The 11,798-nt window shown below is 55.1% G+C and carries 11 protein-coding genes; 5 read left to right on the top strand and 6 right to left on the bottom strand.

The window, feature by feature from the left end; genetic code table 11:
• Positions 1–64 precede the first annotated feature (64 nt).
• Positions 65–1,999 (bottom strand): protein kinase YeaG, encoded by a 1,935-nt coding sequence (gene yeaG, locus WM95_RS10090; RefSeq protein ID WP_008500713.1) that lies wholly within the window; start codon positions 1,997–1,999, stop codon positions 65–67.
• A gap of 431 nt (positions 2,000–2,430) precedes the next feature.
• On the opposite strand from yeaG, the gene WM95_RS10095 reads away from it, so the two are divergent.
• On the top strand, positions 2,431–3,177 hold the full coding sequence (locus WM95_RS10095; protein ID WP_023311255.1) for a MipA/OmpV family protein: 747 nt from the start codon (positions 2,431–2,433) through the stop codon (positions 3,175–3,177).
• 78 nt (positions 3,178–3,255) lie between these two features.
• Here WM95_RS10095 and WM95_RS10100 read toward each other — a convergent pair whose 3' ends face one another.
• Positions 3,256–4,140: a D-hexose-6-phosphate mutarotase gene (locus WM95_RS10100; RefSeq protein ID WP_023311256.1), complete on the bottom strand. Its 885-nt coding sequence runs from the start codon at positions 4,138–4,140 to the stop codon at positions 3,256–3,258.
• A gap of 73 nt (positions 4,141–4,213) precedes the next feature.
• Complete coding sequence (gene gapA / locus WM95_RS10105; protein WP_023311257.1) at positions 4,214–5,209, bottom strand: glyceraldehyde-3-phosphate dehydrogenase; 996 nt, start codon at positions 5,207–5,209, stop codon at positions 4,214–4,216.
• 340 nt (positions 5,210–5,549) lie between these two features.
• On the opposite strand from gapA, the gene msrB reads away from it, so the two are divergent.
• Together msrB and WM95_RS10115 are read left to right on the top strand one after the other, a co-directional pair.
• Positions 5,550–5,963 carry a peptide-methionine (R)-S-oxide reductase MsrB gene (gene msrB, locus WM95_RS10110; RefSeq protein ID WP_063409330.1) on the top strand — a complete coding sequence of 138 codons (414 nt, stop codon included), beginning with the start codon at positions 5,550–5,552 and terminating at the stop codon, positions 5,961–5,963.
• Positions 5,964–6,019: 56 nt separating this feature from the next.
• A complete protein-coding gene (locus tag WM95_RS10115) occupies positions 6,020–6,283 on the top strand; it encodes a YeaC family protein (protein WP_196238666.1) in 264 nt (87 codons plus the stop codon).
• Positions 6,284–6,328: 45 nt separating this feature from the next.
• Here the strand turns inward: WM95_RS10115 and pncA are convergent, their stop codons facing one another.
• The 3 genes from pncA to sppA all read right to left on the bottom strand — a co-directional run bounded on the left by pncA (position 6,329) and on the right by sppA (position 9,916).
• Positions 6,329–6,970: a bifunctional nicotinamidase/pyrazinamidase gene (pncA, locus tag WM95_RS10120; RefSeq protein ID WP_023311259.1), complete on the bottom strand. Its 642-nt coding sequence runs from the start codon at positions 6,968–6,970 to the stop codon at positions 6,329–6,331.
• A gap of 9 nt (positions 6,971–6,979) precedes the next feature.
• Positions 6,980–7,996, bottom strand: a complete 1,017-nt coding sequence (gene ansA, locus WM95_RS10125; RefSeq protein ID WP_008500705.1) for an asparaginase — start codon at positions 7,994–7,996, stop codon at positions 6,980–6,982.
• Between the two features lie 63 nt (positions 7,997–8,059).
• Complete coding sequence (gene sppA / locus WM95_RS10130) at positions 8,060–9,916, bottom strand: signal peptide peptidase SppA (RefSeq protein ID WP_063409331.1); 1,857 nt, start codon at positions 9,914–9,916, stop codon at positions 8,060–8,062.
• 167 nt (positions 9,917–10,083) lie between these two features.
• On the opposite strand from sppA, the gene WM95_RS10135 reads away from it, so the two are divergent.
• Both WM95_RS10135 and selD read left to right on the top strand, forming a co-directional pair.
• A complete protein-coding gene (locus WM95_RS10135) occupies positions 10,084–10,635 on the top strand; it encodes an NAD(P)H nitroreductase (protein WP_063409332.1) in 552 nt (183 codons plus the stop codon).
• 115 nt (positions 10,636–10,750) lie between these two features.
• Complete coding sequence (gene selD, locus WM95_RS10145; protein ID WP_008500702.1) at positions 10,751–11,794, top strand: selenide, water dikinase SelD; 1,044 nt, start codon at positions 10,751–10,753, stop codon at positions 11,792–11,794.
• The last annotated feature ends 4 nt before the right edge of the window (positions 11,795–11,798 follow it).

Here is an 11,798-nt window from a genome sequence, read left to right on the forward strand (position 1 = left end):
ACTGCATTTGCCAACTTGCATTTTGTAGGCCCGGTCAGCGCTAACCGCCACCGGGCACTTGTTTTTAAGACGATTTACGCACGCGCAGATACCATTCGCAGAGCAGGCGGACCTGCTTGCGGGTGTAGCCTTTTTCCATCATACGGTCGACAAAGTCGTCGTGCTTTTTCTGCTCATCGGTTGAGGTTTTGGCGTTAAACGAGATCACCGGCAGCAGCTCTTCGGTATTGGAGAACATTTTCTTCTCAATGACCGTGCGCAGCTTCTCGTAGCTGGTCCAGTTCGGATTTCGCCCGTTGTTATGCGCTCTGGCGCGCAGGACGAAGTTCACAATCTCGTTACGGAAGTCTTTCGGGTTGCTGATCCCGGCAGGCTTCTCGATTTTTTCCAGCTCCGCGTTCAGGGATTCACGGTCAAACAGCTGGCCGGTATCCGGGTCGCGGTACTCCTGATCCTGGATCCAGAAGTCAGCATAGGTGACGTAACGGTCGAAAATGTTCTGCCCGTATTCTGAATAGGATTCCAGGTAGGCCGTCTGGATCTCTTTGCCAATGAACTCGGCGTATTTCGGGATCAGGTAACCTTTGAGGAACTCAAGGTAGCGTTCAGCCTGCTCCTGCGGGAACTGCTCGCGTTCGATTTGCTGCTCCAGCACGTAGAACAGATGAACCGGGTTGGCCGCCACTTCCGCATGGTCGAAGTTAAAGACGCGGGAGAGGATCTTAAACGCGAAACGCGTGGACAGACCGTTCATCCCCTCGTCGACGCCAGCGTAATCGCGGTACTCCTGATACGACTTCGCTTTCGGGTCGGTATCTTTCAGGCTTTCACCGTCATAGACGCGCATTTTCGAATAGATGCTCGAGTTTTCCGGCTCTTTCAGACGCGAAAGGATGGAGAAGCGCGACAGCGTTTCCAGCGTTCCCGGTGCGCAAGGAGCGTGCACCAGCTCGCTGTGGTTAAGCAGTTTCTCGTAAATTTTGATCTCTTCGGAGATCCGCAGGCAATAAGGCACCTTGACGATGTACACGCGGTCAAGGAAGGCCTCATTGTTTTTGTTATTACGGAAGGTCACCCATTCAGATTCGTTCGAGTGGGCGAGAATAATCCCGTTAAACGGCAGGGCGGAGATACCTTCCGTCCCGTTGTAGTTGCCTTCCTGCGTAGCCGTCAGCAGGGGATGCAGCACTTTAATCGGTGCTTTAAACATCTCGACGAATTCCATAATCCCCTGGTTCGCACGGCACAGCGCGCCTGAGTAACCGTAGGCGTCCGGATCGTTTTGCGCGAAGTTTTCCAGCTTACGGATATCGACTTTACCTACCAGAGCCGAGATATCCTGGTTGTTCTCATCACCCGGTTCTGTTTTGGCGATGGCGATCTGCTCAAGGATAGACGGCCAGACCTTCACCACGCGGAATTTGGTGATGTCGCCACCAAACTCGTGCAGGCGTTTTGCCGCCCACGGCGACATGATGGTCCCGAGATAGCGACGCGGGATGCCATACTCTTTATCCAGAATCTGCGCGTCTTCCTGCGGATTGAACAGGCACAGCGGATGGTCGTTCACCGGGCTGCGTTCACCGTTGGCGCTCAGCACATAGATAGGGACGCGCTGCATCAGCGACTTCAGGCGTTCAGCCAGCGAGGATTTACCGCCACCCACCGGGCCGAGTAAATAGAGGATCTGTTTCTTCTCTTCCAGACCCTGAGCGGCATGCTTCAGATAGGAGACAATCTGTTCGATGGCATCTTCCATACCATAGAACTCTTCAAACGCCGGGTATCGGGCGACCACCCGATTCGAAAAGAGACGGGAAAGCCGAGGCTCCAGGGCAGTGTCAACCATGTTTGGCTCACCAATAGCCATCAATAGCCGTTCTGCCGCATTGGCATAGGCACTGCGATCTTGCCGACAGATGGTAAGAAACTCCTGCAGTGTGAACTCTTCGTCCTTGGCAGCTTCATAGCGCTGGCGATAGTGATCGAATATATTCATGGCATGCCGTCCTTTCGTTTTTTAGCACAGGATAAGAGCCGTTCGTATGAGTAGTGGAGGCTCCCGGAAGAGAATCTCTCGCACCTCACTGCCAGAGCAGCAACCTGTGTGCCAGGTCAGACGCTAAGAACCGCAGGGTGTTCAGGAAAACTCTTCTTAAATTAAAGCGTAGATGGCATTTGCAAAACTTGCATGCCCAGAAAATCTACTTTCAATGACATATCAATAACTCATCCAAAAATTTCCACTGTCGTTATAAGACAAATGCACGTTTTTCATTCAGTGGTCATATAAATGAAAGCGGGTTGTCATCTGAAAAGTTAAAAATAACGGGTTAATCAGACTGATTAGCAGGCAAAAAATTTTGGGATGTACGGGAATGGCGGTTACACTTCATCCGCTGATTATTTGACTACAGGAAAGAATGGATTGTGACCAAACTCAAACTTCTGGCATTAGGCATCTTTGCCGCGACCGCAGTGAACACCGCACAGGCGGAAAGTCAGTGGACGGTTGGCGCGGGTGTTGGCGTCATTAACAGCCCGTATAAACAGTATGACCGTGATGTTTATCCTGTTCCCGTTATCACCTATGAAGGCGACAACGTCTGGTTCCGCGGGCTCGGCGGCGGCTACTATCTCTGGAACGATAAGGCCGATAAGCTCTCCATCATGGCCTACTACGACCCAACGCACTTCAAGCCGGGTGACAGCGACAGCCATGCGCTTCGCCAGCTCGACAAGCGTAAAAGCACCATGATGGCCGGGCTCTCTTATGTACATAACACCGAGTATGGCTTCCTGCGTACGGCCCTGGCGGGTGATACGCTGGATAACAGCAACGGCTTTATCTGGGATCTGGCGTGGTTGTACCGCTACACCAACGGCGGGCTCACCCTGACGCCGGGTATCGGTGTGCAGTACAACAGCGAGAACTACAACGACTACTATTACGGCGTCTCTAAAAACGAGTCCCGCCGCAGTGGTCTGAAAAGCTACAGTGCAGATGACGGCTGGGATCCTTACCTGGAGCTGACCGCGAGCTACAACTTCCTTGGCGACTGGAGCGTGTACGGTACCGGCCGCTATGAGCGTCTGAGCGACGAAGTGAAGGATAGCCCGATGGTCGATAAGTCCTGGGCAGGCATCTTCTCTGTGGGTGTGAGCTACAAGTTCTGATTGCGCACTAATATCGTGCAATTGATGCATTAAAACGGGGCGCTTGCGCCCCGTTTGCTTTAGCGTGGTGCAGAGAATTTATCGCTTAACAATGCGAATCGTCTGCCCTAAACGAGACGGTTTTTCTTCACTCGCTTTTTGCGGGTTGGTCACGCGAGCCGTTTCCACGCAGACAAACGTTTTATACCCATCATCCGTCATGTCGGCCATGCTGACGGACAGCGCCGGACCCGGGTTCCAGCCCACCACGTCGCTGTGATGATGATGGACCACTTCAATGCCGCGGTTCAGGGCGCCGTCGTGGATCACGCTGCACGCTTCCGGGTGCAGGTAAACGCGGTCGGTACGGTCAGGGAATGCCTGAACGCCGTCGCTCAGTTTGCCTTCTTTCGCGTTATCGACTTTATCAATATAGGTATCGCCCAGGCCGCTCACCTTCACGGCGCTGATATCACCCACGTTGAAATAGGTGTGCAGGGCAGAGGTGGTTTCGAACTCGCCGTGAGCTTCCAGTTCGATTTCACAGGTTTTACCCAGTTTGAAGCGGGCATACAGGGTGAAATCGTGCGGCCAGAGGGCGCGGGTTTCATCGTTTGCCTGCAGCTCAAAGGTCAGCGCTGCGCCGTTGTCATCTTCGTTATGCGCTTTCAGCGTCCACTGCTGGTTGCGGGCAAAACCGTGAGACGGCAAACCCGGCTGTGCGGACGGGCCGAACCACGGCCAGCAGATCGGCACGCCGCCGCGAATAGCCGCCCCTTTTTTGAAGGAGGTCGCATCGCTCAGCCACAAACCTTCGGCTTCACCTTCCGGTTTCCAGGAGAGCAGGTGCGCGCCGTTCAGCGCCACGGAAGCTTTAACTCGTGGGTGGTCAACGACGATAACGTCGGCACCGTCAATCTGACGGCGGGAGAGCACAGGGGTAAGTTGTTCGACTACCGGAAGTGCAAAAATTTTATTAATCATTAAGCAATCCTCTGTCTTATAAATAAAAAAAGGCGACCGAAGTCGCCTTTTTGGATCAAGCACTCATCTCAACTTATTTAGAGATGTGAGCGATCAGGTCCAGTACTTTGTTAGAGTAGCCAGTTTCGTTGTCGTACCAGGAAACCAGTTTAACGAAGTTGTCGTTCAGTGCAATACCTGCTTTAGCATCGAACACGGAAGTGCAGATTTCGCCGTTGAAGTCGGTAGAAACAACGTCGTCTTCGGTGTAGCCCAGAACGCCTTTCATTGCGCCTTCGGAAGCAGCTTTGATTGCTTTCTTAATTTCTTCATAAGAAGCAGCTTTTTCCAGACGAACGGTCAGGTCAACAACGGATACGTTAGGAGTTGGAACGCGGAACGCCATACCAGTCAGTTTGCCATTCAGTTCTGGCAGTACTTTACCTACAGCTTTAGCAGCACCGGTAGAGGATGGGATGATGTTCTGAGCCGCGCCACGGCCGCCGCGCCAGTCTTTGTGAGACGGGCCATCAACGGTTTTCTGAGTAGCGGTGGTTGCGTGAACGGTAGTCATCAGACCTTCGATGATGCCGAAGTTGTCGTTGATAACTTTAGCCAGCGGTGCCAGGCAGTTGGTGGTGCAGGATGCGTTAGACACGATATCCTGGCCAGCGTAAGTTTCGAAGTTTGCACCACGAACGAACATTGGGGTGTTGTCTTTGGAAGGACCAGTCAGAACAACTTTCTTCGCACCCGCAGTGATGTGTTTACGTGCAGTTTCGTCGGTCAGGAAGATACCGGTTGCTTCAGCAACAACGTCAACACCGATTTCGTTCCATTTCAGGTTAGCTGGGTCTTTTTCAGCAGTAACGCGGATGGTTTTGCCATTAACAACCAGGTGGCCGTCTTTCACTTCAACGGTGCCGTCGAAACGACCGTGAGTTGAGTCGTACTTCAGCATGTACGCCATGTATTCAGCGTCCAGGAGATCGTTGATACCAACGATTTCGATGTCAGAACGTTTCTGAGCAGCACGGAAAACAATACGGCCGATACGGCCAAAACCGTTGATACCTACTTTGATAGTCATATATTCCACCAGCTATTTGTTAGTGAATAAAAGGTTGCCTGTAAAATTACAAAAACCTTACGCAGCGTCAAGCGGAATCGTGTCAATCATTGCGACAAATCAATCCTGTGACTAACGTTTGTGCGACTGACTCGCCTCACTTTCCCTTTGAGCTTGCACCCATATGGGGGCTGAGCCGGGATTTTAAAGTCCTCGCAGGATAAAAATGTGAACATGATCACAATTGCCTGACCGCTTATTCGCGACACATAAGTTTAGATCAAAAGTGCACGCAAGGGTGTTAATGTTTTGTTAGAATCCGGGTTGAAAGATGTCTGTTTCTACAGCGAGATGTAAGCATATGTCGAACCAACGTAACCCTGACGATTTGAAAAAAAACCTCACAGAAATGCAGTTTTACGTGACGCAGAATCACGGAACGGAACCGCCGTTCACCGGGCGTTTACTGCACAACAAGCGAGACGGCGTCTACCACTGTCTCGTCTGTGATGCCCCGTTGTTCAATTCACAAACGAAATTTGATTCTGGCTGCGGCTGGCCGAGTTTTTACGAGCCGGTGAGCGATGAGGCCATCCGCTATCTGACCGACTCGTCGCACGGCATGGTGCGCACGGAAATTCGCTGCGGCAACTGCGATGCGCACCTTGGGCACGTCTTCCCGGATGGCCCACAGCCTACGGGCGAGCGTTTCTGCGTAAACTCTGCCTCAATGAGCTTCACCGATGATAAGAACGGTGACCAGATTAAGGGTTGAAAAAACGATTCAGCAAATTATTCCTTTGAAAGGGCGCGAGTGTGAATATTGATGACATGATTAGCGGCATGACGCCGGAAATTTATCAGCGTCTGGTGACCGCCGTAGAACTGGGAAAATGGCCCGACGGCGTCGCGCTGACGCCGGAGCAAAAAGAGAACAGTTTACAGCTGGTGATGCTGTGGCAGGCGCGCAATAACACCGACGCGCAGCACATGACGATCGACACCAAAGGCCAGATGGTGATGAAGAGCAAGCGCGAGCTGAAAGAAGACTTCGGCATCACGCCGAAGCCGATTGCGACGATGAAAATGCAATAACGGTGCGGGTTGATACCCTCTCCCACAGGGAGAGGGCGTAAAAGACTACGCCTGCGTTTCCAGCCAGTCTTCGAGCGTATACAGCGTTGCGCCTTCCGCAGCCATATCCATAAACGCCTGAGCGCTGTCCTGCGGGTGAATGTTTACCCCGCGGCAGCCGTCGGTGATGACGCTGACGGTATAACCTAACTGGAGCGCGTCCAGCACGGTAAACTTCACGCAGTAATCCGTCGCCAGGCCCAGCACGATCAGCTCCGTGATTTCGTGATGACGTAACCACGCGTCCAGCGCCGTTTTCTGGCGATGCCCGTTATCAAAAAACGCGCTATAGCTGTCGATAGCCGGGTTTTCACCTTTATGGAACACCGCGTCGACGGCTTTCTGATTCAGGAGCGGATGCAGCTCCGCGCCTTCCGTCTGCTGTACGCAGTGATCCGGCCAGAAGGTTTGCGCCAGCCCGTCGAGTTCACCCTGAGTGAAAGGCTCGACGTTGTGCTGGCTGGCAAAGCTGCCGTGGTTCGCCGGGTGCCAGTCCTGGCTTGCGACAACCGCTTCGCCGCGGGCTTTGCACCAGTCAATTAGCGTGTTTGCCACGTCAACGGTGCTGTCACCTTCGGCGACGGCCAGCGCACCGCCCGCGCAGAAATCATTTTGCAAATCGACCAGTAGCAGGGCGCGTTGCTTCATGAGCACTCCTTATTCGTCCGGGGTCAGCTCGCCGCGCAGGTTTTGCATCATCGCGCTGCGAATGGACTGAATGTCCAGATCCTGACTCAGTAAATAGTGAAGTTTAGTCAGCGTTGCCTCAACGGTCATATCGAAGCCGCTGATGACTCCCGCATGAGCCAGCGCGTTGCCGGTGGCATAGCCGCCCATGTTGACCTTTCCGGACATGCACTGGGTCAGGTTCACGACCACAATTCCGCGCTCGCTGGCTTCCTGGAGCTCTTTCAGGAATTCGCCGTTCTGCGGGGCATTACCTACGCCATAGGAGCGCAGAATCAGCGCTTTCACCGGCTGGCGGAGGAAGTTACGCACTACGTCGGCAGAGATACCCGGGTAGATAGTGACCACGCCAATCGGTTGCGGAGTGATCGGATGCACGATCAGCTCGCCGGCGGTGTTCGGCGCAGGCGGCGTGCCCAGACGACGGATATGAATTCCGGCCTCCAGCAGCGGCTGCAGGTTAGGGGAGGCGAAGGCGTCAAAACCGTCAGCATGGGCTTTGGTGGTGCGGTTGCCGCGATACAGACGGTTATTAAAGAATAGCGACACTTCGTTGATCGGATAATTCGCCGCCACGTACAGGGAGTTCAGCAGGTTGATCTGCCCGTCCGAGCGCAGCTCCGCCAGCGGGATTTGCGACCCGGTGACGATAACCGGCTTGCTCAGGTTCTCCAGCATGAAGGAGAGCGCCGAGGCGGTAAACGCCATGGTGTCGGTGCCGTGCAGGATCACGAAGCCGTCGTACTGGTCGTAATGGGCTTTAATGTCATCCGCGATGTGCTGCCAGTCTTCCGGCGTCATGTCGGAGGAGTCCATCAGCGGCTCGTATTCGTGGATGGTGAAGTCAGGCATTTCCGGACGGTGGAATTCCGGCATCAGCGCAAGCTGACGCTGAAGGTGGCCGGAGACAGGGATATAGCCGTTTTCAGAGCGCTGCATACCGATGGTACCGCCAGTGTAGGCTACATAAATCGATTTCTTCTGCATGGTAGTGAGTTCTTGTTCTTCAAAAGAAAAAAATCCCCTCTTCGCGGGAAGAGGGGACGGTTTTTAACGGACGTTAGCGCAGGTCAGGCAAAACGCGTAACGACTCTGTGGATCGTTAAAGGCCGCGAGCTTATCGCTTTCCGCCTTCATCGCTTTCGCCGCTGTGGCGACTGGCGCAGGCAGGTAAGCCTGCATCGCCTCCGGCAGCATGGCGCGTACCGAGCCGGACATGCTGTCCATGACCATATCGAAGAACGAAGGCTCGTCCTGGTAATACTCGATATGCCATTGCTTGAGCTTCGCCAGCTCGGCGGCTTTTTTCACCGCGTCATCGAAGTCGCCCAGGCTGTCCACCAGACCGTTGCTCTTCGCATCCTGGCCGGTCCAGACGTGTCCCTGTGCGATCTGGTCGATCTGCTCAGGCGTCTTTTTACGCGAGTCCGCCACCAGGGTGATAAAGCGCTTATAGCCGTTCTCAATGCTGAGCTGCATCATCTCAGAGACTTCTGGCGGCAGGGATTTGGTCACCGACACATCAGCCAGCGGAGAGGTGGCCACGCCATCGGTATGCACGCCCAGAGAATCCAGGCTGTTCTCCACGGTGTTGATCACCCCGAAGATGCCAATCGAACCGGTCAGCGTGCTTGGGTTGGCCACGATGTAGTTGGCTGGCGTTGAGATCCAGTAACCCCCGGAGGCGGCCATTCCGCCCATGGATACGACGACCGGCTTGCCGGCGGCACGCGCCGCGGCAAGTTCAGCGCGGATCACCTCGGAGGCGCTGACGCTGCCGCCAGGGCTGTTCACCCGCAGGACGATCGCTTTCACTTTTGGATCCAGACGAGCATCGCGGATTTGTGACGCGGTAGTATCGCCGCCCACGTTCCCCGGAGTCTCCTGGCCGTCCATGATGGCACCGTTGGCAAACACCACCGCGACGCTGTTACCGCTGTCATCAGGCTTTTTCGTCGAGTAATCATACATGCTGATGGCGCTGTAATTTTTGTCCTCTTTGCTCCAGCCAAACTGTTTGCTAAGGGATTTTTCAATCTCGGCGCTGGTGCCCAGGGCATCAACCAGTTTGTTGTCGAGCGCATATTTCGCGGTATCACCGTCAAGCTTACGCAGGCCATCCAGCACGCCCTTCGCGCCAGGGAACGCCTGCTCAGGCGTAATCTGGCGGTTGGCGGCAACGGTGCCGAGATAGTTCTGCCACAGCTCGCCAATCCAGCGGCTGTCAGCTTCACGGGCGGCAGGAGACATGTCGTCGCGGATAAACGGCTCGACGGCGGATTTATACGTGCCGACGCGGAAGACGTGGGTGGTGACCTTCAGCTTGTCGAGCAGCGACTTGTAGTACAGGCCGTTGGTGGCAAAGCCGTGCAGATCGACCGTACCCTGCGGGGAGAGCCAGATTTTATTGGCGAAGCTCGCCAGATAATATTGCCCCTGGCTGTAGCTGTCGCCCACGGCAATCACCGGCTTGCCGCTGTCGCGGAATTCGCGCAGCGCTTTACCGATGTACTGCATTGAAGGCTGATCGCCCCCGGCAAAATCTTTCAGATCCAGCACGATCCCAGTGATGTTCCGGTCATCTTTCGCCTGGCGGATGGTATCGACGATATCGAACAGGGAGTTTTCCTGCAGACGGTCTGATGTCGCGCCAAACAGCTGGCGGCTGATTGCCCCCAGACGGTTGCTGGCGGACGGTTTATCAACGATAACGCCGGTGATATCGAGTAACAGGGCCCCGCGAGTCGAATGCTGCGCCTGATTCGCGTTGCTGATATGCATCCAGATGCCCGCGCAAACCAGAACCAGGAAGATGAAGAAGATGTTCATCACCAGGTTGCGGACGAAGTTGAGCAGTCGCCACGTCCATTTAAAGAAACCGGCAATGATTCGCCAAAGGGTTCGCATGTATTCTCCCTAACCAGAAAATGACTGTTTCCGTCGCCACTGGACGGTAATGTTGGGTTATCGTAATGACCCAACCGCCACTTGTCAGCAGGAATCGCCTGCCAGGCTGTAACAAAATCTGCCGTCGTGTTAATTTTGTGAGTAAATTTCAAGAAAGGAGTTAACCAATGGACGCACTCGAACTGCTTGTTAACCGCCGTAGCGCTTCCCGTCTGGCCGAACCTGCCCCGACAGGCGAGCAGCTGGAGAATATTCTGCGTGCCGGCATGCGTGCCCCCGATCACGGCACGCTGCAGCCGTGGCACTTCTTTGTGATTGAAGGCGAAGGCCGCGATCGTTTCAGCCAGCTGCTGGAGCAGGGCGCTATTGCCGCCGGGCAGGATGAGAAAGGTATCGACAAGGCGCGCAATGCCCCGTTCCGCGCCCCGATGATTATCGCCGTCGTGGCGAAATGCCAGGCTGACCATAAGGTGCCGATCTGGGAACAGGAAATGTCCGCAGGCTGTGCGGTGATGGCGATGCAGATGGCCGCCGTCGCGCAGGGCTTCAACGGCATCTGGCGTACCGGTGCGCTGACCGAAAGCCCGGCGGTCCGTGACGGTTTTGGCTGCGGTGAGCATGACAAAATTGTCGGTTTCCTCTATCTCGGCACCCCGCAGCTTAAAGCCTCCAGCACCATCAGCATTCCGGACACCACGCCTTTCGTCAGCCATTTCTGATAACGCACCTAAACTGTCTGGATTCTGAGCATCTGCCGCAGAATTCAGACAGTCATACTTACCTCTTTATGGAATGAGCGCTACCATAGCGTGATTGAGATGACAGGAGACGTCCATGAGCGAGCAAACCATTCGTTTAACGCAGTACAGCCACGGAGCCGGTTGCGGTTGTAAAATTTCGCCGAAAGTGCTGGAGACCATCCTGCACAGTGAACAGGCGAAGTTTGTCGACCCGAACCTGCTTGTCGGCAACGAAACGCGTGACGATGCTGCAGTTTATGACTTAGGTAACGGTACCAGCATTATCAGTACTACCGACTTCTTTATGCCGATTGTCGACAACCCGTTCGACTTCGGGCGCATTGCGGCCACCAACGCCATCAGCGATATCTTCGCGATGGGCGGTAAGCCGATCATGGCGATTGCCATTCTGGGCTGGCCGATCAACACCATCCCGCCGGAAGTGGCCCGTGAAGTGATTGATGGCGGTCGTTTTGCCTGCCAGCAGGCGGGGATTGCCCTGGCCGGCGGTCACTCTATTGATGCGCCGGAGCCAATCTTTGGCCTGGCCGTTACTGGCGTAGTGCCGACCGAACGCGTGAAGCGCAACAGCACCGCGCAGGCGGGCTGCAAACTGTTCCTCACCAAGCCGCTGGGCATTGGCGTGCTGACCACCGCCGAGAAAAAATCCCTGCTGAAACCGGAGCACAAAGGCCTGGCAACGGAAGTCATGTGCCAGATGAACCTCGCCGGTGCGGCGTTTGCCAATATCGACGGCGTGAAGGCGATGACCGACGTCACCGGTTTTGGCCTGCTGGGACACCTCTCCGAAGTGTGTCAGGGCGCGGGCGTGCAGGCGCAGGTCTGGTATCAGGACGTGCCGAAGCTGCCGGGAGTGGAGGAGTATATTGCTCAGGGCGCGGTCCCGGGCGGTACCCAGCGCAACTTCGCCAGCTACGGTCACCTGATGGGCGAAATGCCTGAGGAGTGGCGCAACCTGCTGTGCGATCCGCAAACTTCCGGCGGCCTGCTTCTGGCGGTCACGCCGGAATCCGAAGCCGAGGTTCAGGCCACTGCCGCCGAGTTCGGCATCACCCTGACGGCGATCGGCGAGCTGGTGACCGCGCGCGGCGGTCGTCCGATGATTGAGATCCGTTAATTCG

This window comes from Enterobacter cloacae complex sp. ECNIH7, assembly GCF_002208095.1.
Classification (GTDB): Bacteria; Pseudomonadota; Gammaproteobacteria; order Enterobacterales; family Enterobacteriaceae; genus Enterobacter; species Enterobacter cloacae_M.

Bases quoted from the DNA above. Each gene is read 5' to 3' on its own strand.
- pncA (WP_023311259.1), bottom strand. From the start codon at position 6,970: ATGAAGCAACGCGCCCTGCTACTGGTCGATTTGCAAAATGATTTCTGC.
- sppA (WP_063409331.1), bottom strand. From the start codon at position 9,916: ATGCGAACCCTTTGGCGAATCATTGCCGGTTTCTTTAAATGGACGTGG.
- yeaG (WP_008500713.1), bottom strand. From the start codon at position 1,999: ATGAATATATTCGATCACTATCGCCAGCGCTATGAAGCTGCCAAGGAC.
- msrB (WP_063409330.1), top strand. From the start codon at position 5,550: ATGTCGAACCAACGTAACCCTGACGATTTGAAAAAAAACCTCACAGAA.
- WM95_RS10100 (WP_023311256.1), bottom strand. From the start codon at position 4,140: ATGATTAATAAAATTTTTGCACTTCCGGTAGTCGAACAACTTACCCCT.
- selD (WP_008500702.1), top strand. From the start codon at position 10,751: ATGAGCGAGCAAACCATTCGTTTAACGCAGTACAGCCACGGAGCCGGT.
- WM95_RS10115 (WP_196238666.1), top strand. From the start codon at position 6,020: ATGATTAGCGGCATGACGCCGGAAATTTATCAGCGTCTGGTGACCGCC.
- WM95_RS10135 (WP_063409332.1), top strand. From the start codon at position 10,084: ATGGACGCACTCGAACTGCTTGTTAACCGCCGTAGCGCTTCCCGTCTG.
- gapA (WP_023311257.1), bottom strand. From the start codon at position 5,209: ATGACTATCAAAGTAGGTATCAACGGTTTTGGCCGTATCGGCCGTATT.
- ansA (WP_008500705.1), bottom strand. From the start codon at position 7,996: ATGCAGAAGAAATCGATTTATGTAGCCTACACTGGCGGTACCATCGGT.